Source organism: Nocardia sp. NBC_00508 (assembly GCF_036346875.1).
In the GTDB taxonomy this organism is placed as follows: domain Bacteria; phylum Actinomycetota; class Actinomycetes; order Mycobacteriales; family Mycobacteriaceae; genus Nocardia.
In genome coordinates, this window is sequence record NZ_CP107852.1 from 4,723,284 (window position 1) to 4,748,497 (window position 25,214).

Genomic DNA, 25,214 nt, shown 5'->3' on the forward strand with positions numbered 1-25,214 from the left:
ACATGACCACACAAGCCGAGTCACGTCCCGCCGCCGCTTCGGGCACCTTTGCCCTGGGCGGCGATCTCCCGGTCCATCGCCTGGGTTACGGCGCGATGCAGATCACCGGTCCGGGAGTCTGGGGCGACCCGAAGGATCCGGATGAGGCCGTGCGCGTCCTTCGCCGCGCCGTGGAACTCGGGATCACCTTCATCGATACCGCCGATTCCTACGGTCCGTTCGTCAGTGAAACGCTGATCCGCCGAGCACTGCATCCGTATTCCGAGGACCTGGTCATCGCCACCAAGGCCGGCCTGACCCGGCCGGGGCCCGGTGACTGGCGTCCCGTCGGCCGCCCCGAATACCTGCGCCAACAGCTCGAACTGAGCCTGCGCCATCTCGGCCTCGAACGCATCGATCTCTATCAACTGCACCGGATCGACCCGAAGGTGCCGCTGGCCGACCAACTCGGTGAGCTGGCACAGCTGCGGCAAGAGGGCAAGATCCGCCACATCGGCCTCTCCGAGGTGACCGTCGCCCAGCTCGAGCAGGCTCGCAAGGTCGTCGACATCGTCTCGGTGCAGAACATGTACAACCTCGCCAACCGGAACGCGGAGGACGTGCTCGAGTACGCCGAGGCGAACGACATCGCGTTCATTCCCTGGTTCCCCATGGCCACCGGTGATCTCGCCCGTCCCGGTGGTGTCCTGGATACCTTCACGCGCGACGACGCGAGCCCATCCCAGCTCGCGCTCGCCTGGCTGCTGCGTCGTTCGCCGGTCCTCCTGCCCATCCCCGGCACCTCGAGCGTGGCGCATCTGGAGGAGAACACCGCCGCCGCCACCATCACGCTCACCGACGACGAATACGCCGCCCTGTCCGAGGTGAGCGCTCCCGCGCCGCGTGGTCGGCGTTTCCGGCTGCCGAAACTGACCCGCGGCTGAGGACACAACCCGGCCAGGACTTCGCGCTGTTCCGCAGGCGGACAGGCGATTTCGGCCTTTCGGCGATAGCGTGCGGCAACTCCGAGATCAATGAGAGCAGGATGCCCGAATCACAGCTGGTGGCCAATGACGCCTCCTATTACTACTTCGCTCGCTCGGGTCGCGTCACCGACTGGCCGATGTGGTGGGTGTTCGACAGCGAGACCGGTGCGCCGCCGACCGCCGCCGACATTGCCCGTCACGTCGGCGAACGGGCTGAGCTGCTCGAACCACTGCGCCGCCGGATTCACGAGGTGCCGGGCGGGCTCGGACATCCGTTCTGGGGCGTCGACGACACTCCCATCGACAGTCACGTGGTCACCCATGCCGCTGACCTGGACTGGACGGGATGTCTCGACCGGATCGGAAGCATCCTGGAGCGGCCGCTGGATGCTCGGGTCAGCGCTTGGCAGCTGCACGTGTTCCCCGAGGTATCCGGCATACCCACGCTGAGCGGCGCGGGCACCGTGGTGCTGATGCATGTCAGTCATGCGCTCATGGCGGGCCCGGCCATGACGTCGCTGTCGGAAGCATTGTTCGCGCCCGAGCCCGCGCCGGTGCGGATCGAGGGGCTCGGCCATGCCGCGAAGCGCCTCGGCCTGCGCCTGGGACTGGCCGCCGTGGGAGGCGTGTTGCGTTGGCCGTTCCAGGTGATGCGTTTCAACGCCCGCGTCGGGGCGGAGAACCGGCGGATCGCACGCGACAACGACGACAGCGGGCCGAGCACGCCACCGCGTAGCGAAACGGTGTTCAACCGGCGGATCGGTCCGGGACGCGTCATGCGGACGATCCCGTTGGAACTGCGGGAGGTCCGGGCATCGGGGATCACCGTGACGGCCGTCGGCCTGGCCGCGATCTCGCGCGCCATGCAGCGGTATCTCGACAAACAGGGTGCGGCGTGCCCAGACGATCTCGCGGCGTTCGTGACCATCGCGGTGCCCGATGCCGCGGTGATGGGCGCCAATCACACCGGCGCCGATGTGGTCGACCTGTTCCCGGGAGAACTCGATCTCGCCGGTCGCGCCCGGGCCGTCGACGCCACGTTGCGGGTACGTCGCCACTCGGCGTCGAGCCGCCGCGAACTCACTCGACTGGAGTTGGTCGACCTGCTGCCGAGCCGCGTCTATCGGGCGAGGTACGGCACGCTCCCGCCCGCCGCTCCCGCAGTCGCCCATACCATCTTGACCAGCGTCAAGTGTGAGCCGACTGCCGAATGGTCGTTGCTGGACAAGCCGTTTCGCTTCGCGGGCATGCTGCCGCCGGTCTACCCGGATATCGGTCTGGCGCACTCGTTCGTCGGCGTGCGCGACAGTTTTACCGTGTCCGTGGCGTGTGATCCGGAGATCGTTCCTGACCTGGACGACTACTGCGACATCCTGCTGGAGTCGTTCCGCGAAATCGCCGCCGCCGTCGGGGACTCGGACTGACGATCGACGGTCCTGGGCACGCCCGTAATGTGGGTGCCCGCCAACCGCGCTAGTGTCGGCTGGCATGGAAGCGCAACCGCTCGTGACCGAATACCTGCGGCTCGGCCTCGCCTTCGATCGACTCGAGGAAGGTTTCGTCGACGCCTACACCGGCGATCCGGCGCTGCGCCGCGCGGTGCAGAACGCGCCGACGCCGCAGCCGCGCGAGTTGGCTCGCCGCGCCGCCGAGTTGCGCGCCGGGGTACCGGATGCCGGGTTGTCGCCGCAGCGTGCGGAATTCCTCGACGTGCACCTGCGGGCGCTGGAATGTTCCGGTCGTAAGTTCGCCGGAGACGAGATCGGGTTCGTCGAGGAGGTCCGGGCCTACTTCGACGTCGACATCGCGCCCGGCGACGTGGCCGACTACCGCGATGCGCACCTGCAGATGGACGAGGTGCTCGTGGGCGATGGCTCCTTGGCCGAACGAATGGCCGCGCATCGCAAGGCCGACGAGATCCCACCGGAGCGCCTGTCGGTCTGCGTCGAGGCGTTCTCCAGCGCGCTACGCGAGCTGGTCCGCGCACGCTACCCGCTGCCCGACCACGAGCACGTCACTTATGAGGTGGTCGGCGACAAACCCTGGTCCGGATTCAACTACTACCTGGGCAACTACCACTCCCGGGTCGCGATCAACTCCGACCTCAAACAGCACATGGCCCATCTGCCGCAGCTGATCGCACATGAGTCGTACCCGGGGCACCACACCGAGCACTGCCGCAAGGAGGCCGGGCTGGTCGCCGACGGTCAGGCCGAGCAGACGCTGTTCCTGGTGAACACGCCGCAGTGCCTGATGGCGGAAGGTCTGGCCGATCTGGCACTGCGCTCCATCGTCGGGCCGGGCTGGGGGAAGTGGGCGCAGGAGATCTACGCCGACCTCGGCCTGCGCTTCGACGGCGAACGGGCCGAACGACTTTCGAACGCCTCGGCCAAGCTGCTCGGCGTGCGACAGGACGCCGCACTGCTGCTACACGACCGGCGGCGCTCGCACGACGAGGTGGCGGAGTTCTTGCAGATCTGGAGCCTGGTGACGCCGGATCGGGCGCGGCAGTCGCTGCGGTTCCTGTCCTCGCCGCTATGGCGCGCCTACATCTCCACCTATGTGGAGGGATATCGGCTGCTGGGCGGGTGGCTCGATCGCGCGGTCGACGCCGACGACCGGGCGGACCGGTTCCGCAGGCTGCTCGACGAACCGCTTACGCCGAGCGCGGTGCGGGCCGCGGCCTGAACGACGGATGCGGCGTGCGGCCCGACTGCGCTCGGGTCACACGCCGTTTCGGAGTGCTACTGGATGACGGCGCAGCCCTGCCCGCCCGAGGAGATGCTGCACAGCAGGAGCGAAAGAGTGCGCAGTAGCGCCTCGAGGGGAGAGTTGGGTACCGAAACCAAGCCGACCATGGTCATTCCTCCACTGGGTGATCCTGAATAGCTGTCACCAGGAACACCGCTCGGGCGGCCCGTTCTCGTTACGGCTCGTCGAGCCCCATGAATTCGGGTCCCCGGTGTCGGGGGCTCAGGCCTCGGCGCGCGAGGTGCGTTCGGGCATCGTGATTCTCCTCCGGTCAGCGGTCACCCGCGGAGAATGACGCAGGTAGTGGTGGCGTGCGCGACCAGGCGGCCCTGCTCGTCGACCACCCGTCCCTCGGCGGTGGCGGTGGTGCGGCCGACATGGATCGTGGTGCCGGTAGCGGTGAGTCGCTGTCCGTCGGTGGGGACGGACCGGATGTAGTTGATCTTCAGTTCGAGTGTGGTGTAGCCGACCCCCGCCGCCAAGGTGGTGTGCACCGCGCAACCCATCACCGAGTCGAGCAGCGTGGCGCAGATGCCGCCGTGCGTGGTGCCGAGCGGGTTGGCGAAGTCGGGCCGGGTGCGCACCGCGAAGACCACCCTGCCGTGTTCGAGTTCGTCGACCTCCATGCCGAGTAGGTCACCGATGAACGGCGGGCGATCCTCCCTGGTCATCGCGGTCCGCAGGAGCTCGAGACCCGACAGCTGAGCCAGGTCGAGCGTGGTTTCGGACATCAATCCCATCCTTTCGGTGAACCGATCGGTCCACATCTGTCATGATTGCAACATGGACCGATCGGTTCACGCAACCGTGAACGAGGAAATCGCGTGACCGCCGGGCCGCGCACCAGGCTGATCGACAGCGCTATCGAGCTGGTCCGCGAGCAGGGCGTGCACGCCGCGGGGCTGGCGGCTCTGCTGGAACGCAGCAACGCCTCGCGCAATTCGCTCTACCAGCACTTTCCTTCCGGAAAGAGCGAGCTGGTCGAGACCGCGACCCGGGTCGCGGGCGACCGGATCGGTGCGGTGATCGACAAGATCACGCCAGGGCCTCCGCAGCGCTGGTTCGGGTCGCTCCTCGAATGGTGGATCACCACGCTGGAGAAGACCGGGTACCGCGCGGGGTGCCCGGTCGTCGGCGCGGCGCTCGCCGAGTCCGAACCCCGGGTGCAGGCCGCCGCGGGCGCGGTCTTCGCCGACTGGCACCAGCGGCTGGGCGCGGCGCTGACCGCCGCGGGCCTGTCGGCGGAGGATGCGCGCTCGTTCAGCAGTTTCGCGTTCAGTGCGATGGAAGGCGCCATCGTGCAGGCGCGTGCGATGAAATCCACCCGGCCGCTGGAAGACGCGCAGCGACATCTCACGTTGCTGCTGGAGAACTATCTGGATGAACCCCCTGCTCGAGAGCCGGGCCCTCGGCCCATAGACTGAGTCCGTGACGCAGACGACCGCCTCTGTCAATTCCCAGTCTCTCGGTGATCTCGATCCGGAACTCGCTGCCGCGATGGCAGGCGAGCTCGCCCGCGAACGCGACACCCTGGAGATGATCGCCTCCGAGAACTTCGTGCCGCGCGCGGTGCTGCAGGCGCAGGGCAGCGTGCTCACCAACAAGTACGCCGAGGGCTACCCGGGACGGCGCTACTACGGCGGCTGCGAGCACGTCGACGTGGTGGAGACCCTGGCGCGCAACCGCGCCAAGGAGCTGTTCGACGCCGAATTCGCCAATGTGCAGCCGCATTCCGGCGCGCAGGCGAATGCCGCGGTGCTCATGTCGCTGATGGACCCGGGCGACAAGCTGCTCGGCCTGGACCTCGCGCACGGCGGTCACCTCACCCACGGCATGCGCCTGAACTTCTCCGGCAAGCTCTACGAGGTGCACTCCTACGGGGTGAGCAAGGAAGACCACCGCGTCGACATGGACGAGGTGCGCACCATCGCTTTGGGCGCGCGTCCGAAGGTGATCGTGGCGGGCTGGTCGGCCTACCCGCGCCACCAGGACTTCGCGGCGTTCCGCGCGATCGCCGACGAGGTGGGCGCCTACCTGTGGGTGGATATGGCGCACTTCGCCGGTCTGGTCGCCGCCGGGCTGCACCCCTCGCCGGTGCCCTACGCCGACGTGGTGTCCTCGACCGTGCACAAGACGCTCGGTGGTCCGCGCTCCGGCCTGATCCTGGCCAAGCAGGAGTACGCCAAGAAGCTGAACAGCTCGGTGTTCCCCGGCCAGCAGGGCGGGCCGCTGATGCACGCCATCGCCGCCAAGGCCGTCGCCTTCAAGATTGCCGCGACCGAGGAGTTCCGCGACCGCCAGGAGCGCACTCTGTCGGGCGCGAAGATCCTCGCCGAGCGCCTCACCGCCGCCGACGTCAAGGACAAGGGCATCAGCGTGCTCACCGGCGGCACCGACGTGCACCTGGTGCTGGTCGATCTGCGCAACTCCGAACTCGACGGCCAGCAGGGCGAAGACCTGCTGCACGAGATCGGTATCACGGTGAACCGCAACGCCGTTCCGTTCGACCCGCGTCCGCCGATGGTCACCTCCGGCCTGCGGATCGGCACCGCGGCCCTGGCCACCCGTGGCTTCGGCGACACCGAGTTCGCCGAGGTCGCCGACATCATCGCCAGCGCGCTGGCCGGTACCGCCGACCTGGACTCGCTGCGCGCCAGGGTGAGCAAGCTGGCCAAGGACGTTCCGCTGTACGACGGTCTCGAGGACTGGCGCCTGCTCGGCTGAGCCGACTGTGCTTCGCGCATCCGGTGCCCCCGCCGGATGTGCGAAGCGGGATCGGCGAGCACTGCTGTCCGTGCGGACATTCGCATGGATGATGCTCAGGAACCGGGTAGTTCGATGCCTTTGGCCGCGGCGAGTTCGGTCAGTTTCCGCATCTCGTCGATCCCGACCGCGACATAGGCGCGCAGCATGCCGTCGTCGTCGCGGCGGAGCAGGTATTCGTAGTCGCTGTCGGTGAGCAACTCACCCGCGTTGTCGAAGAAATGCCAGCGGACGTGCAAGCGTGTGATGCGTTGGGTGAGTTCGACCTGCCCCAGCAAGGTGTGATCGACCGACGCGAGTCCCAACGCTCGATAGAACGGGTAGGACTGCCGCAGCCCCTGCGCCATATCCGCGTGCGAAGACAGCGAGCCGACGAATCCATCGCTCACAAGCGTGCCCGGCGTTCCCCACAGCGTGGCCGAGCGTTCGGCGTCGAACGAGCTCAACGCCTGCTGGTACTCGTCCAGAAATGCTTCGATCTCATTCCGAGTTGTCATAGCCCCAAACTACGAGTCCGCTCGGTGATCCGGAACTACCGGTCGATGCGTGCTTTCGCACGCACGATCGCCTCGTCCAAGTAGCGGGCGATATCGCCGCTGGTGCCGGGGCGGATCATCAGTGCGCGGTTGGCCGGGACCTCGCAGTAGCGGCCGTCGGGCGTGTCGATCCAGCGCAGGCGGCCGGTGCGCAGCGGTTCCGCGTTGCGCGGACCCAACAGCACAACGGCGGTGCCGCGCGTGGTGCAGGACTGCCGCCAGAAACGCCGGTAGCGCTCCTTGGCCTGGCTGGCAGGTGCACTGCCGAACAGATCGGGACGATCGTCGTTGAGATCGTCGAGCAGAAAACTCTTCTCACCCGCGGTGCCTGCAGGGGTCTCCGGCAGCAGGCGCACCAGTTCGGTGGCGAGCTGGTCGGTTCGACAGCGGCGCAGGCGGATTCGACCACCATCCGGCGCGGGGGATTGCTCGGCGAGCACGCCCGAGCCGGAGCGGGTACCGCACGCGACGGCGCGAAGTTCGATGCCGTCGCGGGTGTTGTCGTAGCCGACCAGTTCGATGCGCCAGTCGGGGCGGGCCAGCGTGGTGATCGCCGTGCGCAGCGGCAGCCGATCGTCGCGTCCCAGTTCGGCGCGGAACTGCTGTTGGTAAGCCTGGTACTCGTGCAGTCCGGGAAACCGGCTGGTGAATCGGAACGGGAACGGCATTCGGTCCAGTCCGGTGCCGAACCATGCCGCGGCGAACTGCTCGGCCGAGAGGGTCCACCGCGCCATCATTGCTCTCCGAGCACCGGCGGCACTGTCGGTTTCACCTCGCCGAGCAGCTCTTTCGCGTGCTCTTCGGTGCGCAGGTATTTCGGCGATTTGTGCTCGTCGTCGTCCGCGCCCTTGCCGCGCATGCCCGGCGGGATCAAGCCCGAGTATCCCGACAGGCCGGGTGCGCCCGGGCGTCCCGGCACCGCGGATGGTGCCGTCGACGCCGCGGGGGCGGTGGGCGGTGCGGCACGGGAGGTACCCGGTCGCGGTTGGTTGTCGTTGTCCCCGGTGATACTCGGGCGGCCGAGCGAACCGGGCGTGCCCGGTCTGCTCGGCGTGCCGTTGAACGAGGTCGGCGTGACGGTGGCGGGCGCCGTCGGCAGGGGCATGGTCGGGGCGATCGGGGTGCCGAGGCCGGATGTCGGCGGCCTCGCGGTGGACGCCGCCGCCGTCGGCGTTCCGATGTCATGGTTCTGTGCAACCGATTGGGCTGCAACGGTTTCCGGAGCGCCTTCGGAAGTCGGCGACACTTCCGCGTCCGGCGTGCTTTCCGCGTCAGCTCCGCCCGGGGAGCCGCTGCTCTCTGAAGCGGACGTGTCGTCGGAGGAGGCCGTATCGCCCCGGCCGGTACCGTTCAACAGCGCCTGCGAGCTGACGCTCGTATCCGCCTGCACGCCGTTCCCGGTCTCGACGCCGGGTGCCGCGGCGGCCTGGCCGAGGGGTGGCGGCAGTGTGGGGATAGCCGGTGCCGTGCTCCCGTACGGCTGGATGTACTGGGTGTTCATCTCGTCGCGGGCCTGTTCTTCCCGCGAGTTGCGCTGCTGCGGATCGGCCGGACTACCGGAGGTGTCCAGCACGTCCGGCACCGACATCTTGAACCTCGCCGCCGCGTTCGCCGCCGCCGACAGCGGTCCGCTCTGCACGCCCAAAGCCTCGCCGAATTCACCCACCCGTGCCGCGTAGTCCCGTACGCCGCGCACCGCGCTCTCCGCCGCCGCGCCCTCCCAATGCTGTTCCACCGCTTTCTTGATAGCGGTCTCGAACTCCTGCCCGGCGTTCGTCACCGCCGCCGCGATACCCGCCCACGCGTCCAGTGCGCCGCCGAGCTCGGCCGGGTTCATCGCATCGGCGGCCTGTTTGATCTCGGCGTGCGAGAAACTGTGCGCGTTCTCCGGATTGGTGATCACGCGGCCATCGGTCTGTCTCATGACGCTTCCCCCGATGTTCAGCTGCCCGAGGGCAGCAGCGGTGCGATTGTCCGGGCGATGTCGGTGGCGATATCGCAGGCGACAAGGTTCTTGTTCGCTGATGTCTGTGGCACGTTGGTCAGAATGTAGAGCGAGCCGGACCTCATCTCGACGTTGACCGTGCAGCCACCAGGAACGTCCGGGCGGGCCTCATAACGCACGGCTTTTCGGTCGCCCGCCGAGATGTCCACGGCAGCAGGATATTTTCCCCGAACCTGGTCGAGCGTGCCGTTGGTCGTCTCGACGACGAAGCCGTAGCCTGCTTTCGCGACGTAGCGGCACCCTTTCCAGGTGACGCCGCCCTGGCTGTCCTGCTTGGGTTCGGGCGGTTCGGCGTCCCACCGGCGCTGGGCGAGCAGCTGAGGCGTCAGTGCCGTGCAGGGATCGAATGCCGCCGGTGAGCCCGCTCCGGTGGACGCGCCCGAGCCCGCACCAGCCGCTCCCGGCGTGGTCGGCGTCGGTGATTCGGTGGCGGTCGTCCGGCCACCACACGCTGCCAGCAGGACGACGCCCGTCGCCGCGAGTGCGAAACCGGTTCCGCGAGCGGCTGAGCCGAGCTTCATACGCTGACCTCCCGCATCGCCGCAGCGAATTCCGCATCGGTACGAACGTAGGTATCGCAGATGGTTTTGAACATGGCCTGGATCTCCTGCGCCGTGGAGATGTAGTCGGTGAGAGTGTCGAAGGCATTGTTCGGCCCGCCGAAGGCTTTCTCCCGGAACAGGCGCACCAACTCGATGGCGGAGGACAACCGGGGATTGTCCTCGCCGAGCCCCCAGGTCTGTCGCTCACCGAGTTCGCGTGCGTCGGTTTGCGCCGCCACGAGCGCATCGATCAACTCCTGGCACGCCCGGTCGATATCGACGAACCCCTGCGGATCCATCCGCACCTGCAACGCCCCGGTTTTCGCAGCCTCGATGTAACCGGGAAACGGGTTGTCCACCATCGCCGTCCCTTCCGTCAGTGCTGTCTGACCTTATAGACGCGTCCCATCCCACTCCGGTTCCATCGAAACACAATCGACTCCGCGAGGTCGACGCGTCGCGGCGGCCGTCGTTGTGGGTGCGGCCGTCGCGAACTGCGGTGTTGCGCCGGGGGGCGAGGCGAGCAGACCGAGTCCGATTGCTGTCAAGGCGGGTGACGAACTGTCAGTGCGCGTCCCCCACGCCGACCAGGGCTGGGTAGTCCCGCAGGTCGATGTCGTCGGCGGCATTGTCGCCGTATTCCGCCATCCAGCCGAACAGCCGAGATCCGAGGAACCAGTTGCGCGTTCTGATACCGAGACCGGTCTTGGGAGCCAGGAAGGGGCCGGCGTTGCTGTTGCCCGCGATCTTGGCGTAGCGCCGCATGATCCGGTCGTAGCGGGCGAAAGCGACGGTGTGATCGCCGTCGGCCAGGGTTAATTCGCCCGCGATGACGTACGCGCCGACCACGGCGAGCCCGGTGCCGAAGCCGCCCAGCGTGTTTCCGTACCCGGAATCGCCGACCAGCGCGACGCGGCCTTTGGTGTAGCCGCCCGCCATCCGGACCTGGCTGACCGAGTCCAGGTAGATGTCGTCGAAGTCGGCCAGCTCGGCGAGCATCCGCGGCACCTCCCATCCGACGTCGGCGAAAGCCTCGGTGAGGATGCGCCGCTGGGTGGCGCTGTCGTCGCGGGCGTAGTCGAGTTCGGGGGAGGCGAAGATGTACATCTGCTGCGCCTTCGGTCCGCCGCTGATCGCGAGCCGTCCAGGAGCGTTGTGGCCGTGGGCGATCGCCCGTTCCCGCGAGCCGGTCGTCGTCGTGCTCCGCGGACTCGCGCCTGCGACGGCGTAGTGATAACCGAGGTGCTGCACGAATTCCCGCTCCGGGCCGAAAGTCAGCGCCCGTACCCGGGAATGGATGCCGTCGGCCCCGAAGACGAGGTCGAAAGTGCGCCCGGGGGCGTGCTCGAACTCGACGTGCACGCCGTCCCCGGTCTCGGTGAGCGCGGTGATCGAATCACCGAACAGGTATTCGCAGTGGTCGGCGGTGCGCCGGTAGATGATCTCCGACAGGTCGCCGCGCAGGATCTCCACGTCGCCGCCGGTGAAGTCACCCGACATCAGGGCGAGCCGGGTGCCGCGCTGGTCGACGAACACGGTGTCGGTGGCGCCGGTCCTCCGTGCTTCGACGTCGTCCAGGATGCTCATCCGCTCCAGGACGGTGCGGTGGGTGTGGCCCTTGAAGTCGACGGCCTGCCCGCCGGGACGCAGGGCGGGAGCGCGCTCGACGACGGTGACGGCGAACCCGTAGCGATGCAGCCAGTAGGCCAGCGCGGGTCCGGCGATGCCGGCGCCGGAGATGAGGACGGTGGTGTTGCGCATGAGGATCTCCTCCGAAATCTGTGTCCGATGGAATCTGTATCCGCCAGACGCAAATTAGCGTATGGTAGACACAGTTCCACGTCAAGGCGTTCTCCGGAAGGATGCGGTCATGCCGACACCGACGACCCTGGAACTGCTCTGGGGCCTCCAGCAGCGCCCCAAGCGCGGGCCGAAACCCGCGCTGTCGCTGGAGCGGATCGTCGCCGAGGCGATCGCGCTCGCCGATGCCGAGGGCTTGGCCAACCTGTCCATGCAGCGGATTGCCGAGCGCTTGGGCTTCACCAAGATGTCGCTGTACCGCTACGTGCCCGGCAAGGCCGAGCTCATCGCGTTGATGTTGGACGCCGCGCTGGGCGCACCCCCGGAGCTGCCCGCGGCAAAGTTGGCATCGGCCGACGAGCCCTGGCGCGACCAACTCGGCCCCTGGTGCGAGACGCTCTACCGGCGCTTCCGCGAACACCCCTGGTCAATGGAGGTGTCCGTGGGGGTCCGGCCGATCGGCCCGAACGAGATGGCCTGGATGGAAGCCGCACTCGCCGCGCTCGCCGAGACCGGTCTCACCAACGCCGAACGCCTGGACACCATCGTCCTGCTGACCGGCCATGCGCGCAGTCTGGTGCAGCAGGTGCGCGTGGTGGACACCGAGACGTACGAGCAACAGATCGCTGGGCAGTTCGCCGACATGGTCGCCGCCGCGGCCGATCGCTACCCGGCGGCGGCCGCCGCGTTCGCCGAGGAGGGCGCGGTCGCCGGCGGGGAAGGCGCGCTGAAGTTCGGCATCGGGCGCATCCTCGACGGACTTGCCGTGCTCATCGCGCGCCGTCGCTGACCAGCGCGGCTTACGCTCGGACCATGACCGACGAACTCGACCTGAAACAGGACTCGATCACCACGGTGCGGGAATTCTTCGCCGCGCTGGAACTGGGCGCGTCCGAGGAGGCGATCGATCTGCTGCACCCGGACATCGTCTGGAAGAACACCTCGCTGCCCGATGTGAAAGGCGTCCGCCGGGCCGGCGGCTTGCTGCGCGGCCTGCGCCGCGACTGGCTCGGATTCGGCGTCGACATGCACCACATCGCCGCCGACGGCGACATCGTGCTCACCGACCGCACCGACTACCTGCGCTTCGGGCCGATGCGCATCGGGTTCTGGGTGGCGGGCACGTTCGAGCTGCGCGGCGGCCGAATCATCCTGTGGCACGACCACTTCAGCTGGGAGAACGTCCTGCGCGGCACGGCCGTCGGTCTGTGGCGTGCGGTACTGCGCCGCGGCTGACCGGACTCAGGACGAGTGCTGGGTCAGATACTCCAGGTACACCGGCCGCAACACCTCGGCGACCGCGCTGTCGCCCCCGTGGATGTAGTCGTCGATCATGGGCAGCACATACTTGATGTCCGCCTCGCTCTCGCCGACATTGCCCGCGGCGGCCTCCGCGGCGGGGATCGAGGTGAGCAGCCGCCAGAGGAACTTCACGTCACCGCGCCGCAGAGCCAACTTCATGGCTCGATCGTGCAGCTCCTTCGACGACAGCTTCTCCAAATCCTCGTTACCGGACATACCAGCGACTCTATCCGTCGAATCGGGCGACAGCGACCGCGTGGCGCATCCCGTCGTGCTGCGGTGCCCGTGCTGCGATGACTGCCATGACACTGCAACCGCCGCGCGGCTTCCAGGTGAAGCGCGTCTACGACCCACCGGACCCGGACGACGGCACCCGTGTGCTGGTCGATCGCCTCTGGCCGAGGGGGATCAGCAAGGCGCAAGCGCGGGTCGATCGCTGGCCCAAGGAGCTCACCCCGTCCACCGAACTGCGGCGCTGGTTCCACGCCGACCGGGACGCCCGCGCCACGGAGTTCGCCCACCGCTACCAGGCCGAACTGGCGACTACGCAGGCGCAGCAAGATTTGCGGGAATTGCGCGCGCTGGCCGCCGAAGGTCCGGTCACGCTGCTCACGGCCGTACACGATCCGGCGCACAGCCATGTCCCCGTCCTGCTCGACCAGCTGCGTTGAACCGTCCCGACGCTCCGGTTTACGACAAATTCACGGACAAGCCCATCTGTCCCTGAGCGCGGAAGCGGGTTTCGCAGGTAGCGTCGGGTGTGCGGGCCGCGGCGGTGTGGCTCGTACGGGAGGTCCTGACCGTGACTGAGCTGCTCAGTACGAGGGGGCCGGCACCCGGCCCTCGTGGCATCTGACGGCAACGTCGGGTCCATCAGGACGGACCGGTCCAGCGCGATCGTTCGTGCGAGTGCCGCACGAACACAAAGGAGCCCACCGTGACTGCTGCACGCTCCGTTTCCGCTCCCTCGGCGAACTCCCGCTCCGCGAAAGGCGGAGCCGCCGCGAAGGGGGCCCGCCCCTCGCAATTACCCGGCACCACCTTCGTCATCGACACGTCCGTCCTGCTGTCGGATCCTTGGTCCTTCACCAGGTTCGGCGAACACGACGTGGTGTTACCTCTGGTGGTCATCAGTGAACTCGAAGCCAAACGGCACCATCACGAGCTGGGCTGGTTCGCGCGGGAAGCGCTGCGCAACCTGGACGATCTGCGCCTGCAGTACGGCAGGCTGGATCAGCAGGTGCCGATCGGCACCGAGGGCGGAACGTTGCAGGTGGAACTGAACCACACCGATCCCGCGGTCCTTCCGGTCGGGTTCCGCACCGACACCAACGACGCCCGAATCCTGGCCTGTGCGCTCAACCTCGCGGCCGAGGGTCGCGAAGTGGTACTGGTGTCCAAGGACATTCCGCTGCGGGTCAAGGCCAGCGCGGTGGGCTTGCATGCCGACGAGTACCACGCCCAGGACGTGGTCACCTCCGGCTGGTCCGGCATGGTGGAGCTGGATGTCAGCTCGTCGCGGATCGATCAGCTCTACGCCGAGTCGGTGACAGATCTCGACGAAGCGCGAGAACTGCCCTGCCACACCGGCATTCGATTGCTCGGCGCCAGCTCCAGCGCTCTCGGCCGGGTCACCCCGGACAAGCGGGTGCAGCTGGTGCGCGAACGTGAGGCGTTCGGCTTGCACGGTCGCTCCGCCGAACAGCGCATCGCGCTCGACCTACTGCTGGACGAGAGCGTCGGAATCGTCTCGCTCGGCGGGCGGGCCGGCACCGGCAAGTCCGCGCTCGCGTTGACCGCGGGTCTGGAAGCGGTGCTGGAACGGCGAACCCAGCGCAAAGTGGTGGTCTTCCGTCCGCTGTACGCGGTCGGCGGCCAGGAGCTGGGCTACCTTCCCGGCACCGAGAGCGAGAAGATGGGTCCGTGGGCGCAAGCGGTCTTCGACACGCTCGATGGGCTGGCCAGCCGCGAGGTGATGGAGGAGGTCCTCAGCCGCGACATGCTGGAGGTGTTGCCGCTGACCCACATTCGGGGACGGTCGCTGCACGATTCCTTCGTGATCGTGGACGAAGCCCAGTCCCTGGAGCGGAACGTGCTGCTCACGGTGCTCAGCCGGCTCGGAACCGGGTCGCGGGTGGTGCTCACGCACGACGTGGCGCAGCGCGACAATCTCCGCGTCGGCAGGCACGACGGAGTCGCCGCGGTAATCGAGAAGTTGAAGGGCCACCCGCTTTTCGCGCACATCACGCTCACCCGCAGTGAGCGGTCGCCGATCGCGGCGCTGGTCACCGAGATGCTGGAGGAGTACGGCCCCAACGCCTGAGTAGGTTCGCCGCCGCGCACGTCCTCCGGGCCGGGACCCGGAGGACGTGCGCGGCGGCCGGAGGTCAGGCCGTCGCCGACCTCGTGCAGTTCCCGCAACGCGCCCAGCAGCGCCACCGCGGTGAATTCGGGAGCCGTGGACGCGGAATTCGCCGAGGGCCGATCCGTCTGCGAGCAGAGGCCCAGTACCGGCCGCAGTGTGCCGACGATCCGCTCGACCAGCGCTCCAGCGCACTGCAGGCCGCGCTGGTCTATTGCGGGCGGCGCACCCTTGTCGCGGGCGTGGTGCTGCACATCCTGCGGGTATTATCCGGCGCGATAGCTGTTCGGTATGACAATCGGCCGAGGCTACGCGCGGTGTCACCAGAGCCCGTGGTGTGCCGGTAGCCCCTTGCGAGAGGACGGACATGCACGACTTCGCTCGACGAACGGCTGGATTCACCGCGGTGCTCGCCGCGGCAGGGCTGGTCGCGGTCGGCTGCGGCGACGATGACGACACGGATACCGGTGCCACCACGACCGCCCTGTTGACCACGATCATGTCGCCCACCACTACCGCCGCCACTACCACTGCGGCCACCACGACGCAGGACACCGACCAGCGCACGCCGGGCGCCGCCGGGGAGGAGACCAGGATCGCCACGCCAGGCGGCGACATCACCGTCTCCGGCGACATCTACGACAAGTACGTGCAGAGCGGCGGTCCGACCGGCCTGCTCGGACTTCCCCTGCAAGCCGAGGAGCAAGGCCCCGACGAGGGCGAATACCAGGATTTCGCCGGCGGCACGATCTACGAGGCCAGGGACGCCGAGCCGTATGTCGTCTGGGGCGAGATTCGCAAGGCCTGGGAGGAGAACGGCGGCGCGAACGGCAAGCTGGGCTATCCGATCAGCGACGAGAAGGACATCCCGGGTGGCAAGCAGAGCGATTTCACTGGCGGCACCATCACCTGGGTGGACGGTACTATCACCGTCACGCCGAAGTCGTAACCCGGTTTCCGGCGTCCGGGATCGCCGCGCGGTCCCGGTTTGCCAGTCCGTCCCATCCATCCGCCCCGCTTCGCGGGCCCAAGCCGCTAGGTTGTCTCGGTGCAAACTCTCCTGACCGATCGCGAACTGCTCGAATCGCTCGCGGTGGACGTAGAACTGATTCTGCGCAAGCACATCGATGCCGCCGACGGGTGGCAGCCGCACGACTTGGTGCCGTGGGATAACGGGCGCAACTTCGCATTCCTCGGCGGCACCGACTGGGCGCCGGAGGAGTCCGAGCTCAGTGAAACCGCCAAACTGGCCTTGACCGTCTCCGTGCTGATCGCCGACAACCTGCCCTCGTATCACCGTGAGGTGGGCAAGTACCTGCGCACCGGCGCATGGTGGCGCTGGGTCGGTCGCTGGACGGCCGAGGAGAACCGTCACGAGATCCTGATCCGCAACTACCTCATGGTCACCAGGTCGGTCGACCCGGTGGAGCTGGAGCGGTTGCGCATGGAGCACATGACCAAGGGTTTCCGCCGCCCGGCGATGCACCTGCTCGAGGTGCTGGCCACCTGCGCGTTCGAGGAGGCCGCCAGCGCGGTCCGGCACCGCAACATCGCGGCGCTCCAGGAGAACCCGCAGGTCACCGCCATCGCCGAGCGGATCGCGCTGGACGACGAACTGCAGTCGGTCGTCTTCGCCGATCTGATTGCCGCGGCTCTCGACCTGGTGCCGGACCAGACCATGCGCGCCATCGCGGACCGGGTCGCGGGTTTCGAGATCCCCACCGTGACCCTGCCGGACGGCCGCAGCAGCGACGAGGTGCTCGCCGAGGCGGGCGTCTACGACCGCGCCAAGGAGGGCGAACTGGTCTTCGCTCCGCTGCTGAAGCGGTGGAACGTCTTCACCCGCACCGATTTCGGCCCCGACGGCCAGCTGGCCCGCGACGAACTCTCCTCCGGCTCCTCCGCCTCTCCGGGCCTTTAGGCCGTACTAGCTGGGTGACGGGGATTTGCGTTCAGGTCCTGCGTTGGGTGCTTCTCGAGTTCTGGGGGTACCCGGTGAGTTACCCATGTGCTCCCTTGACGCATAGCCAAGGGTCACGCATGACAAGGGGGTTCCTCGGACTGTTCGTGGATGGGCGTGAAATGAGCCCGGCGAGTGCTTACCCGGCGGGAACGACTCCGGGACGTGCTTATCGAGCATGGAGCCGTCCCCGCCGGGGCTCGTGTCAGCCGAGGCAGGATCGAACAGCCTCGGCCAGGCTCGCCGCCCGCGGATCGTCGGGCCGGAAGTTCCAGAGGTTCGTGACGTAGCCGAAACCGACACCGGCGTCGGGGTCCGCGAAACCGATCGATCCGCCGGAACCGGGGTGGCCGAACGACCCTGGCCCGAGCATCGGCAGCGGTTGGCAGGCGCGCCAGAATCCGAGCGACATGTTGAAGGAGCGGTCGGCCGGGATGTTCAGCTCCGGCGGCAGCCCGTGCATCCGCGTCTTGTCGGTCTGGATGGCTGTCGCCTGTTCGACAGTGGCCGGATCGAGCAGCCGGGTGCCGTCGACCTCGCTCACGGTGGCGGCATACATCCGTGCCAGCGATGCCGCGTCCGCGATCCCGTTCGCGGCCGGGAACTCCGCCGCGCGCCAGGCACGTGTGGTGTAGTACGCGGTCGTGGGGTCTGCCGAGTTGTCCAAGGCACCGCCGAGCGAACCGGCGCGCATCTGGACCGAGTCCGGACCCCAGACAGCGTTGATCCATGCGGTGACCGTGTCCTTATCGAGCCCGGTAGTCTCGATCATCCCCGCGAGCAGCTCCTCCAGGGTGAACGGAGCGGTGTACTCGATCCCGGCCACATGTTGCTCTTGTTGCTGAGGCAGTCCGATCCAGGCGCTCAGCCCGAGCGGGGCAGCTATCTCGTCGGCGAAGAACGTGCCGAGCGATTTGCCGGAGATCCGGCGCACGACCTCGCCGACCAGAAACCCGTAAGTGACGCCGTGGTAGAGGTGTTCGGTGCCCGGCTCCCAAAGCGGTGGCTGCGCCTCGAGTGCCTGGATGACCGGATCCCACGTGCACGCTTGCTCGAAGGTCAACGGTCCGTCGATGAGCGGGAGGCCGGCCTGGTGGGAAAGCAACCAGCGCACCGGAATCTCCTCCTTACCGGCAGCGCCGAACTCCGGCCAGTACTTGACCACCGGCGCGTCCAGATCCAGCAGACCGCGCTGAACCAGCAGATGGGCGCAGATCGCGGTAGCGCCTTTCGTGGTGGAGGCGACCTGGACGATGGTGTTCGCGTCCCACGCTCGGTTCGCCCGGCGATCGGCGAGGCCGTCCCACAGGTCGACGACCTGGCGGCCACCCACGTAGACGCAGCACGCCGCGCCTCCTTCACCGGGGTTTCGCTCCAGGTTCGCGCGGAACGCGTCGGCGACCTTGCCCCAGCCGTCCGCCACACCGTTCTCGCGCCCGAAATGTCCCTGCCCTGATGAGCTGCTTGTCGTGCCTGCCATTGCTGCAATCCTTTTCTCGAGATCTGAAACTGTTGGAGAAGACCTACTTGGTGGCACCACTCGGCAGCGGGGGCGCCACCGGAACGGCGCGGTGAACTGACCGGTCAAGCGGCGTCGAGAGCTGCGGTGATCTTGCGGGCCATCGCAGCCACGGCGGGGCTGGGCTCACCCTTGCGGGGCCCGGCGGCGGCTTCGACGGCGACCAGGACGGTGTCGCGGAAGTTGTCGGCTTCGCCGGGGTACTCGGCGAGCAGGCTCACGGCTGCGGTCAGGGCGGGCAGCACCTGGTCGGCGAGTTCGGCGACGGACTTACCCTGCAGGTGAATGTCTTTGGACCTGGCGACGAGCACGTGCCCGACCAGCCCGGTCGCCGAGGTCAAGACGATGGAGCCGTGCGTGATGCCCTTGTGCGGCACACCGGAGGCGGCCATCAGCGACACCGCACCGTAGGCGGCGGCGCGCAGGGTGCTCTTGTCCTGGTCGGTCAGCGTGATGGTGATGGACATGTCGTGTACTCCTCGAATCGGTTGTGGCACCGACTGGAACCGTGTCGGTGCCGGTCGTTTTGTTCGATGGACACACTGTTGCCGGGCTGACTGACACCGACCTGACACACGCCTGACACCTCCACTGACACCGCGTCCGCACATCAACGCGCCAGCTGACTTCCTGGCGATCGCACGGTTCGAGATCGCCACGGCTCGTAATGCCGCTGGGCGCACGCCGTCGACGAGGAGTGAGCTGCTACGCGTGTCCGCGCTTGAGCCGACGACACCTGTAGGGCAGTACGAGAACGCCCGACTTCGGATCGCTCAGCATGTCCTGTCGGTCACGCAGACCGCCCAACGTCGTGCGCGCTACGCGCTTCCCCTTAGTCCCGCTCGGCTCCATCCGGCCACACAATCGTCACCGGGATGCCACGCTCACGAGCGACGGCCACGACGTCAGCGGTACCGCCGTAGCCGCGCGCCGGTTTCCCGTCCCACACCGCTATCAACTCGTCGGCCTGGTCGAGCATGCGTACACTGCCTGCCTGGTGCGCCTCGGAGTCGGACTCTTCTCGATCGAGTTCGATTACTTCCGTTGCAGCAGAACGTAATTCGTCGTAGACGGGATGGTGCTCAGCGGGCAGGCTGTCACGATATTCTCGCGCTGGGACGATAACGATCAAACCACCGCCGAGGTCGAGCACCGCCCGTGCGAACAGGCTGTCGGCACCATCGGCGAGGCAACTTATGCCGATCAGCTCGCTGTCGGCGCGCACAGCGACTTCGGCGCGTAGCTGTGCATCGACCAGCGCGGTCGTCGGCGCCGGTAGACCTCGATGCCCGGTGACGGCCAAGCGTGTCATAGAGCGTCCAGTCTGTAGAGAGTGGCCAGCGCATCGTCCAGGTGTCGCGCTTCGGCGGTCCGAGTCGGCAGGCTAGCCCGAAAATCTCGGGTCAGCCTGGCAATCCGCTCGCTGCGATAGCGCAGTCCAACGGTCAACCCCTCAGCGGCGAGTGCGCAACCGCCCTCGATATCGCCGCTGCGTGCCAGCACGTGCGCGTGCTCGACCTGAGCCAGGGCGCGCGGCTTGGGGACACCCAATCACCTTCCGGATGAAGCCTTCAACGCGACCTATGCCGGAACAACCCCGACTCGTTGCGCCAGTCGGCCGAGTTCGCCCGTGGTGAGATCCCGCCTCGCCGTGCGCATCATGTGTCCGACCAGCTCCCGGACGTGGATCATTCCTCGAACGTGCTGAGGACCGACGTGTTCGGCACGCAGTAGGGCGTACAGAGATTCGCGGTAGTTCCGCTGTAGGGCGTGTGCGCGGCCGATTTCCACGAAGTACTGTGCGCGGCGGCTCGGCGCCTCGATGGCGTTCGGGTCGATCGTCGGGGCCAGCTCGAGTACCCGGCCTGGATCGCGCGTTTCCATCGCCGCAGACATGCGCCACAGGATCACGTTCTCGGGGCCGAACGTGGGATTGCGCATCATCGACTCGCCAACGGAGGCGGCTTCGGCGAGCCTGTCGGCCGTCTCTTCCGCCTCATCGAAATGTCCGGCCGCGTCTTTGCCCAGTGCGGCCGCAGTCAACGCGCACTGAAGATGGAGCATTCCGTACGTCTCCAGCTCGCCGCGAGACGACGAGGCCGACTGAAGTTTGTCGGCGGTGGCTTCGGCGCACCCCAGGGCGCCAGAGAGCGAACCCGGACGCGACAGCAACACCTGACTTCGCGCGAACGCCGCCGCTGCCAACCCCGCCGTATCGCCTGTGTTCTGTGCTGCCTGCTCGATTGCCTGCGCGGCGGTCCACGCCAGCGCCCCATAGCCACGTACCCGCAACGCTATCGCAGTATCGAACGCGGCCGAAGCCAGGATGTTCCACGCCCTCACGCGGTCGGCTTCGGCCGCGCTGCGCGTGTGCCGGTAGCAGTCCGTAATCAAAGGAGCCAGCATCGGCCCCAACGCTACGAAGTCGCACGCGAGACGCGTTTCCCCAGCCCGGCGAGCGGCGACCGCCAGTTCTCCGAGGCTTCTCGCCTCGGCGGTTTCGGTTGTGTCTCCTGCCATCCATAGCGCCGCCTCGATTTTGCCGACAGCGGCATGGAACGCCGCCGCCGACGGGTCCGCCTGATCGAGTGGATGGCCCGTCAAGTCCGCGACGCGCACCCCGAGCGCCGCGGCCAGCGCGTACAGCGTCCGGCGGGAGTCGACCGGACGTTCGCCGTTTTCGAACTTCGCGATTGCGCCCCGGCTGAGGCCGACGCGATCGGCGAGGACCTGTTGGGTTATCCCACGCCGGGCGCGGATGGTGCGTATCTGGCGGCCAACGAATGGGCCGTCTTCTGGCTGGTTGCGACTCATGTGTGCACTTCCCTTCGGCGGCACGGAAATTCATGCTAGTGCGCTTGTCCCGAGGCGGGACACGTTGGGGTGTGGCCGCTGTCACTCTCAGTATCGGCCCTGCCGCCGGGTCGACGCTCCCCGATTCAACAAATGGGGACGCCAGGGTTTGCCCGGCTGGCGCTTTGTCCCCGGCGGCGGGTGCACACCAACAGCAACGAACACGACAGGGGTGAAGTGGTGGGATTCGACTGGTGGAGGGAAGCCGAACCGGAGGACACATCGCCGCAGGCGATCATCGACCGCGTACAGGCCGAGTGGCGCGCCGAGCGCCGACGCGACCGTATCCGCGCCGCGCAGGCCGAACCCGCCGACACGGGCCTCCGTCGATGACGTGGTTCGCCACCTTCCCGCGCTTGGAGCCTGGCGAATACAGGATGCACGTCGATATCGCTGAGCTGAATATCCACCACGCGACGCAGTTCAAGGTGTGACGCACTTGAACGCCAACCGCGCCCCAGCCCTGACAGGGCTGGGGCGATCGTGTCCCTGCTGCTGGTCTATGCGGGGCCGTTCGTCATGTTCACCCCACCGATTGCTACACCAGTGAGCAGCCGTTACCGCCGTGTCGGCTGAACGTCCATGTTGTTCTCACAACGTGGACCTTCGAGCCGGTTAGTCCTCGTCTTTCAGCTTTGCCATGGCGAGTACGTCCAGGCGGCGGTCGAGTTCCTCTTCGGTCAGCTTCTCGTCGAGTAGCCCGCGGTCGATGACGGTCTGGCGGATCGTCTTCTTCTCCCGCAGCGCTTCCTTGGCGACCGCGGCCGCCTCCTCGTACCCGATCGCGGAGTTCAGCGGGGTGACGATGGAGGGGGAGGACTCGGCCAGGGTGCGCAGGTGCTCGACGTTGGCGATCAGGCCGCGCACGCATTTATCCGCGAACAGCCGGGAGACGTTGGCCAGCAGGCGAATCGACTCCAGCAGGTTGCGCGCCATCACCGGGATGTACACGTTCAGCTCGAAGGCGCCGTTCGCGCCAGCGAAGGCGACCGCGGCGTCGTTGCCGATCACCTGTGCCCCGACCTGGGTAACCGCTTCGGGGAGTACCGGATTCACCTTGCCCGGCATGATCGAGCTGCCCGGCTGCAGATCGGGCAGCTGGATCTCGGCCAGTCCGGTCAGCGGGCCAGAGCCCATCCAGCGGATGTCGTTGGCGATCTTGGTCAAGCTGACCGCGATCGTGCGCAGCGCACCGGAGGCCTCGACCAGACCGTCCCGCGCGGCCTGTGCCTCGAAGTGGTCCTCGGCCTCGCGCAACGCGTCGATGTCGGTGGCGCGTACCAGCTCGGCGACGACCTTCGCGCCGAAGCCCTCCGGCGCGTTCAGCCCGGTGCCGACCGCCGTTCCGCCGATCGGCAGCTCGCCCAGCCGCGGCAGCGTCGCCATGATGCGGTCGATGCTCGCCGCGACCTGGCGGGTGTAGCCGCCGAACTCCTGGCCCAGGGTCACCGGGACCGCGTCCATCAGGTGGGTGCGGCCGGACTTCACCACGGTGCGCCACTCGGTCGACTTGTCCAGCAGCGCCAGCCGCAGGTGCTCCAGCGCGGGCACCAGATCGGTGATGACCGCCTCGGTGGCGGCGAGATGGGTTGCGGTGGGGAAGGTGTCGTTGGACGACTGCGACATGTTCACGTCGTCGTTCGGGTGCACCGTGACACCGTTCGCCTTGGCCAGCGAGGCGATCACCTCGTTGGCGTTCATGTTCGAGCTGGTGCCGGAACCGGTTTGGAAGACGTCGATCGGGAACTGGTCGTCGTGCTTGCCGTCCGCGATCTCGTTCGCCGCCGCGATGATCGCGTCGGCCTTCGCGGGATCGAGCAGACCCAGGTCACGATTCACCGTGGCGCACGCGGCCTTCAGCAGGCCGAGCGCGCGAATCTGCGCGCGCTCCAAGCCACGTCCGCTGATCGGGAAGTTCTCCACGGCACGCTGGGTCTGCGCCCGCCACAAAGCGTCCACCGGAACCCGAACCTCGCCCATGGTGTCGTGCTCGATGCGATACTGCGTCTCCTCGGTCATACTGTGTAATTTTTGCAGCGCCTGCGGCGCTGCGTGTTCGCGGCCCCCTAATGTGGCGCCGAAGGCGCTGCAAAACAAACACAGGCGCTGCAAAAATTACGGCATCGGCGGGACGGCGTGTTCGTCGCCGATGAAGTCGACCGACGAGTACTCGTGCAGCTTGGTCAGCCGATGGTAGGCGTCGATCATGCGGACCGTGCCGGACTTCGAGCGCATGACGATCGAGTGGGTGGAGGCGCCGCCGCCGAAGTAACGCACGCCGCGCAGCAGGTCGCCGTCTGTGATGCCGGTGGCGCAGAAGAAGATGTTGTCGCCGGAGACCAGGTCTTCGGTGCTGAGCACGCGGTCGAGGTCGTGGCCGGCGTCGATGGCCTTCTGCCGTTCCTCGTCGTCCTTCGGGGCGAGCATGCCCTGCAGCGCGCCGCCCATACAGCGCATCGCTGCGGCGGCGATGATGCCCTCGGGCGTGCCGCCGATGCCGACCAGGATGTCGGTGCCGGAGTCCGGGCGGGCGGCCGCGATCGCGCCCGCCACGTCGCCATCGGAGATCAGGCGGATGCGAGCGCCCGCGTCACGCACCTGCTGGATCAGCTCGGCGTGCCGGGGACGGTCCAGGATGCAGACGGTCAGGTCGGACTTCGAGGAGTTCTTGGCCTTGGCGACCCGGCTGATGTTCTCGCCGATCGGGGCCGAGATATCGATCACGTCGGCGGCGTCGGGGCCGGTGGCGATCTTGTGCATGTAGAACACCGCCGACGGGTCGAACATCGCGCCGCGCTCGGCCACCGCGAGCACGGAGATCGCGCCGGGCACGCCCTTGGACATCAGCGTGGTGCCGTCGATCGGGTCCACCGCGAAGTCCACTTCGGGGCCGGTGCCGTCGCCGACGGCTTCCCCGTTGTACAGCATCGGGGCTTCGTCCTTCTCGCCCTCGCCGATGACGACGATGCCGCGCATGGATACCGAGCTGACCAGCTGCCGCATGGCGTCGACGGCGGCGCCGTCGCCCCCCTCCTTGTCGCCGCGTCCGACCCACCGGCCCGCGGCCATCGCCCCGGCCTCGGTCACGCGGACCAGCTCGAGTGCGAGGTTGCGGTCGGGCGCCTCGCGGCGGCTGGGGCTGGGGGAAGTTGCCGTCATTGCGGGGGCCTCCTGTGCGTCGGTACGTGCCGGTCAATTGTCTCATTCGATGTGGCACGGTCGTACACCCCTGGTACGGGTGATCGGGGTGCGCTCCGGCAGCGTCGCCGCGCGAGTGGATACTGGGAGCGTGCCGTACCAAAAGCCACGCATCATGAACGACTACCGGGATCTGTTCTGGTCGCTGATCCCGTTGGTGTTGATCGCCGTGGTGTTCGCGGGCCTGGCCAGCCAGTGCAGTTTCGCCGCGAAGGGCCCGACCCAGGGGCAGATCCCGCATTTCGACGCTCGGGCGGCGCTGAACGCCGACGCCAGATCACTGCCGTTCCCTATTCGCAACCCGGCCCTGCCCGCGGACTGGACACCGAATTCCGGCAGCCGCGAATCCATCGGCGGCATCGGCGGCGGACCGGTCAGCACCGTCGGCTACATCACGCCGCAGGGCACCTACATGCGGTTCACCCAGAGCAGCGCGACCGAGGAGGCGCTGGCCCGGTTCGTGCTCGGATCGCGGTACGCCAGCGGCGCCGACGAGATCGGCGGGCAGAAATGGATCGTCTACGCCGAGCAGGGCTCGGAGACCGCGTGGATCGCCGACCTCGGCCAGTCGCGGGTGCTGATCACCGGCGCCGGAAATCAAGCGGCGTTCACCACGCTGGCCCAGGCGATCACCGCAGCCCAGCCGCTGAAGCCCTGA

Annotated in this window: 27 protein-coding genes; 13 read left to right on the top strand and 14 right to left on the bottom strand. The window is 67.6% G+C overall.

Translation table 11 applies throughout. The features are described from left to right. Nucleotides 1–2: 2 nt before the first annotated feature. From OHA40_RS20850 to OHA40_RS20860, 3 genes are all read left to right on the top strand, one after another. Nucleotides 3–923: an aldo/keto reductase gene (locus OHA40_RS20850; protein ID WP_330228572.1), complete on the top strand. Its 921-nt coding sequence runs from the start codon at nt 3–5 to the stop codon at nt 921–923. A 101-nt stretch (nt 924–1,024) separates the two neighbouring features. Further along, nucleotides 1,025–2,389, top strand: a complete 1,365-nt coding sequence (locus tag OHA40_RS20855) for a wax ester/triacylglycerol synthase domain-containing protein (RefSeq protein WP_330228573.1) — start codon at nt 1,025–1,027, stop codon at nt 2,387–2,389. Between the two features lie 64 nt (nt 2,390–2,453). After that, the gene (locus OHA40_RS20860; protein WP_330228574.1) at nt 2,454–3,653 is read left to right on the top strand and encodes a DUF885 domain-containing protein; all 1,200 of its coding nucleotides are present in this window, start codon (nt 2,454–2,456) and stop codon (nt 3,651–3,653) included. A 341-nt stretch (nt 3,654–3,994) separates the two neighbouring features. On the opposite strand, the gene OHA40_RS20865 is transcribed toward OHA40_RS20860, so the two are convergent. Next, on the bottom strand, nt 3,995–4,447 hold the full coding sequence (locus tag OHA40_RS20865; RefSeq protein ID WP_330228575.1) for a PaaI family thioesterase: 453 nt from the start codon (nt 4,445–4,447) through the stop codon (nt 3,995–3,997). A gap of 93 nt (nt 4,448–4,540) precedes the next feature. Between OHA40_RS20865 and OHA40_RS20870 the strand changes: the two genes are divergently transcribed. Then, nucleotides 4,541–5,140, top strand: coding sequence for a TetR/AcrR family transcriptional regulator (locus tag OHA40_RS20870; RefSeq protein ID WP_330228576.1), 600 nt, complete (start codon nt 4,541–4,543; stop codon nt 5,138–5,140). A gap of 4 nt (nt 5,141–5,144) precedes the next feature. Continuing rightward, complete coding sequence (glyA, locus tag OHA40_RS20875; protein WP_330228577.1) at nt 5,145–6,440, top strand: serine hydroxymethyltransferase; 1,296 nt, start codon at nt 5,145–5,147, stop codon at nt 6,438–6,440. Between the two features lie 95 nt (nt 6,441–6,535). Here the strand turns inward: glyA and OHA40_RS20880 are convergent, their stop codons facing one another. From OHA40_RS20880 to OHA40_RS20905, 6 genes are all read right to left on the bottom strand, one after another. Further along, nucleotides 6,536–6,976 carry a hypothetical protein gene (locus tag OHA40_RS20880; protein ID WP_330228578.1) on the bottom strand — a complete coding sequence of 147 codons (441 nt, stop codon included), beginning with the start codon at nt 6,974–6,976 and terminating at the stop codon, nt 6,536–6,538. A 35-nt stretch (nt 6,977–7,011) separates the two neighbouring features. Next, nucleotides 7,012–7,752: an ESX secretion-associated protein EspG gene (locus tag OHA40_RS20885; RefSeq protein WP_330228579.1), complete on the bottom strand. Its 741-nt coding sequence runs from the start codon at nt 7,750–7,752 to the stop codon at nt 7,012–7,014. After that, nucleotides 7,749–8,939 (bottom strand): hypothetical protein, encoded by a 1,191-nt coding sequence (locus tag OHA40_RS20890; protein WP_330228580.1) that lies wholly within the window; start codon nt 8,937–8,939, stop codon nt 7,749–7,751. Before OHA40_RS20890 ends, OHA40_RS20885 begins: the two co-directional genes overlap by 4 nt. 17 nt (nt 8,940–8,956) lie before the next feature. Then, on the bottom strand, nt 8,957–9,541 hold the full coding sequence (locus tag OHA40_RS20895; protein ID WP_330228581.1) for a DUF3558 domain-containing protein: 585 nt from the start codon (nt 9,539–9,541) through the stop codon (nt 8,957–8,959). Continuing rightward, the gene (locus OHA40_RS20900) at nt 9,538–9,924 is read right to left on the bottom strand and encodes a hypothetical protein (RefSeq protein WP_330228582.1); all 387 of its coding nucleotides are present in this window, start codon (nt 9,922–9,924) and stop codon (nt 9,538–9,540) included. Before OHA40_RS20900 ends, OHA40_RS20895 begins: the two co-directional genes overlap by 4 nt. Before the next feature lie 202 nt (nt 9,925–10,126). Beyond that, the gene (locus OHA40_RS20905; protein ID WP_330228583.1) at nt 10,127–11,323 is read right to left on the bottom strand and encodes an FAD-dependent monooxygenase; all 1,197 of its coding nucleotides are present in this window, start codon (nt 11,321–11,323) and stop codon (nt 10,127–10,129) included. 109 nt (nt 11,324–11,432) lie between these two features. Between OHA40_RS20905 and OHA40_RS20910 the strand changes: the two genes are divergently transcribed. After that, nucleotides 11,433–12,152, top strand: a complete 720-nt coding sequence (locus OHA40_RS20910; protein WP_330228584.1) for a TetR/AcrR family transcriptional regulator — start codon at nt 11,433–11,435, stop codon at nt 12,150–12,152. Between the two features lie 23 nt (nt 12,153–12,175). Beyond that, entirely contained in the window at nt 12,176–12,598 is a 423-nt protein-coding gene (locus OHA40_RS20915) for a limonene-1,2-epoxide hydrolase family protein (RefSeq protein ID WP_330228585.1), read from the top strand. A gap of 6 nt (nt 12,599–12,604) precedes the next feature. On the opposite strand, the gene OHA40_RS20920 is transcribed toward OHA40_RS20915, so the two are convergent. Next, nucleotides 12,605–12,880, bottom strand: a complete 276-nt coding sequence (locus OHA40_RS20920) for a hypothetical protein (RefSeq protein WP_330228586.1) — start codon at nt 12,878–12,880, stop codon at nt 12,605–12,607. Nucleotides 12,881–12,966: 86 nt separating this feature from the next. On the opposite strand from OHA40_RS20920, the gene OHA40_RS20925 reads away from it, so the two are divergent. From OHA40_RS20925 to OHA40_RS20940, 4 genes are all read left to right on the top strand, one after another. After that, nucleotides 12,967–13,335: a DUF488 domain-containing protein gene (locus OHA40_RS20925; RefSeq protein ID WP_330228587.1), complete on the top strand. Its 369-nt coding sequence runs from the start codon at nt 12,967–12,969 to the stop codon at nt 13,333–13,335. Nucleotides 13,336–13,712: 377 nt separating this feature from the next. Next, nucleotides 13,713–14,987: a PhoH family protein gene (locus OHA40_RS20930; RefSeq protein WP_442944065.1), complete on the top strand. Its 1,275-nt coding sequence runs from the start codon at nt 13,713–13,715 to the stop codon at nt 14,985–14,987. A gap of 406 nt (nt 14,988–15,393) precedes the next feature. Further along, nucleotides 15,394–15,975, top strand: a complete 582-nt coding sequence (locus OHA40_RS20935) for an LGFP repeat-containing protein (protein ID WP_330228589.1) — start codon at nt 15,394–15,396, stop codon at nt 15,973–15,975. Nucleotides 15,976–16,074: 99 nt separating this feature from the next. After that, on the top strand, nt 16,075–16,947 hold the full coding sequence (locus OHA40_RS20940; RefSeq protein ID WP_330228590.1) for an acyl-ACP desaturase: 873 nt from the start codon (nt 16,075–16,077) through the stop codon (nt 16,945–16,947). Between the two features lie 244 nt (nt 16,948–17,191). On the opposite strand, the gene OHA40_RS20945 is transcribed toward OHA40_RS20940, so the two are convergent. The 4 genes from OHA40_RS20945 to OHA40_RS20960 all read right to left on the bottom strand — a co-directional run bounded on the left by OHA40_RS20945 (nt 17,192) and on the right by OHA40_RS20960 (nt 21,319). Beyond that, nucleotides 17,192–18,466, bottom strand: coding sequence for a serine hydrolase domain-containing protein (locus tag OHA40_RS20945; protein ID WP_330228591.1), 1,275 nt, complete (start codon nt 18,464–18,466; stop codon nt 17,192–17,194). Nucleotides 18,467–18,570: 104 nt separating this feature from the next. Continuing rightward, nucleotides 18,571–18,972 carry a hypothetical protein gene (locus OHA40_RS20950; RefSeq protein ID WP_330228592.1) on the bottom strand — a complete coding sequence of 134 codons (402 nt, stop codon included), beginning with the start codon at nt 18,970–18,972 and terminating at the stop codon, nt 18,571–18,573. A gap of 365 nt (nt 18,973–19,337) precedes the next feature. Beyond that, nucleotides 19,338–19,730 carry a hypothetical protein gene (locus OHA40_RS20955; protein WP_330228593.1) on the bottom strand — a complete coding sequence of 131 codons (393 nt, stop codon included), beginning with the start codon at nt 19,728–19,730 and terminating at the stop codon, nt 19,338–19,340. 356 nt (nt 19,731–20,086) lie between these two features. After that, entirely contained in the window at nt 20,087–21,319 is a 1,233-nt protein-coding gene (locus OHA40_RS20960; RefSeq protein WP_330228594.1) for a helix-turn-helix domain-containing protein, read from the bottom strand. Between the two features lie 219 nt (nt 21,320–21,538). Here OHA40_RS20960 and OHA40_RS20965 point away from each other — a divergent pair, with 219 nt between their 5' ends. After that, nucleotides 21,539–21,691, top strand: a complete 153-nt coding sequence (locus OHA40_RS20965; RefSeq protein WP_330228595.1) for a hypothetical protein — start codon at nt 21,539–21,541, stop codon at nt 21,689–21,691. Nucleotides 21,692–21,973: 282 nt separating this feature from the next. Here OHA40_RS20965 and OHA40_RS20970 read toward each other — a convergent pair whose 3' ends face one another. After that, nucleotides 21,974–23,377, bottom strand: a complete 1,404-nt coding sequence (locus tag OHA40_RS20970; protein WP_330228596.1) for a class II fumarate hydratase — start codon at nt 23,375–23,377, stop codon at nt 21,974–21,976. 96 nt (nt 23,378–23,473) lie between these two features. Beyond that, nucleotides 23,474–24,517: a class II fructose-bisphosphatase gene (glpX, locus tag OHA40_RS20975; RefSeq protein ID WP_330228597.1), complete on the bottom strand. Its 1,044-nt coding sequence runs from the start codon at nt 24,515–24,517 to the stop codon at nt 23,474–23,476. 130 nt (nt 24,518–24,647) lie between these two features. On the opposite strand from glpX, the gene OHA40_RS20980 reads away from it, so the two are divergent. Next, the gene (locus OHA40_RS20980; protein WP_330228598.1) at nt 24,648–25,214 is read left to right on the top strand and encodes a DUF4245 domain-containing protein; all 567 of its coding nucleotides are present in this window, start codon (nt 24,648–24,650) and stop codon (nt 25,212–25,214) included.

Excerpts from the sequence above, each read along its gene's own strand:
- OHA40_RS20850 (WP_330228572.1), top strand. The coding sequence starts at position 3 with ATGACCACACAAGCCGAGTCACGTCCCGCCGCCGCTTCGGGCACCTTT.
- OHA40_RS20855 (WP_330228573.1), top strand. The coding sequence starts at position 1,025 with ATGCCCGAATCACAGCTGGTGGCCAATGACGCCTCCTATTACTACTTC.
- OHA40_RS20860 (WP_330228574.1), top strand. The coding sequence starts at position 2,454 with ATGGAAGCGCAACCGCTCGTGACCGAATACCTGCGGCTCGGCCTCGCC.
- OHA40_RS20865 (WP_330228575.1), bottom strand. The coding sequence starts at position 4,447 with ATGTCCGAAACCACGCTCGACCTGGCTCAGCTGTCGGGTCTCGAGCTC.
- OHA40_RS20880 (WP_330228578.1), bottom strand. The coding sequence starts at position 6,976 with ATGACAACTCGGAATGAGATCGAAGCATTTCTGGACGAGTACCAGCAG.
- OHA40_RS20885 (WP_330228579.1), bottom strand. The coding sequence starts at position 7,752 with ATGATGGCGCGGTGGACCCTCTCGGCCGAGCAGTTCGCCGCGGCATGG.
- OHA40_RS20890 (WP_330228580.1), bottom strand. The coding sequence starts at position 8,939 with ATGAGACAGACCGATGGCCGCGTGATCACCAATCCGGAGAACGCGCAC.
- OHA40_RS20895 (WP_330228581.1), bottom strand. The coding sequence starts at position 9,541 with ATGAAGCTCGGCTCAGCCGCTCGCGGAACCGGTTTCGCACTCGCGGCG.
- OHA40_RS20900 (WP_330228582.1), bottom strand. The coding sequence starts at position 9,924 with ATGGTGGACAACCCGTTTCCCGGTTACATCGAGGCTGCGAAAACCGGG.
- OHA40_RS20905 (WP_330228583.1), bottom strand. The coding sequence starts at position 11,323 with ATGCGCAACACCACCGTCCTCATCTCCGGCGCCGGCATCGCCGGACCC.
- OHA40_RS20910 (WP_330228584.1), top strand. The coding sequence starts at position 11,433 with ATGCCGACACCGACGACCCTGGAACTGCTCTGGGGCCTCCAGCAGCGC.
- OHA40_RS20915 (WP_330228585.1), top strand. The coding sequence starts at position 12,176 with ATGACCGACGAACTCGACCTGAAACAGGACTCGATCACCACGGTGCGG.
- OHA40_RS20920 (WP_330228586.1), bottom strand. The coding sequence starts at position 12,880 with ATGTCCGGTAACGAGGATTTGGAGAAGCTGTCGTCGAAGGAGCTGCAC.
- OHA40_RS20925 (WP_330228587.1), top strand. The coding sequence starts at position 12,967 with ATGACACTGCAACCGCCGCGCGGCTTCCAGGTGAAGCGCGTCTACGAC.
- OHA40_RS20935 (WP_330228589.1), top strand. The coding sequence starts at position 15,394 with ATGCACGACTTCGCTCGACGAACGGCTGGATTCACCGCGGTGCTCGCC.
- OHA40_RS20945 (WP_330228591.1), bottom strand. The coding sequence starts at position 18,466 with ATGGCAGGCACGACAAGCAGCTCATCAGGGCAGGGACATTTCGGGCGC.
- OHA40_RS20950 (WP_330228592.1), bottom strand. The coding sequence starts at position 18,972 with ATGTCCATCACCATCACGCTGACCGACCAGGACAAGAGCACCCTGCGC.
- OHA40_RS20960 (WP_330228594.1), bottom strand. The coding sequence starts at position 21,319 with ATGAGTCGCAACCAGCCAGAAGACGGCCCATTCGTTGGCCGCCAGATA.
- OHA40_RS20970 (WP_330228596.1), bottom strand. The coding sequence starts at position 23,377 with ATGACCGAGGAGACGCAGTATCGCATCGAGCACGACACCATGGGCGAG.
- glpX (WP_330228597.1), bottom strand. The coding sequence starts at position 24,517 with ATGACGGCAACTTCCCCCAGCCCCAGCCGCCGCGAGGCGCCCGACCGC.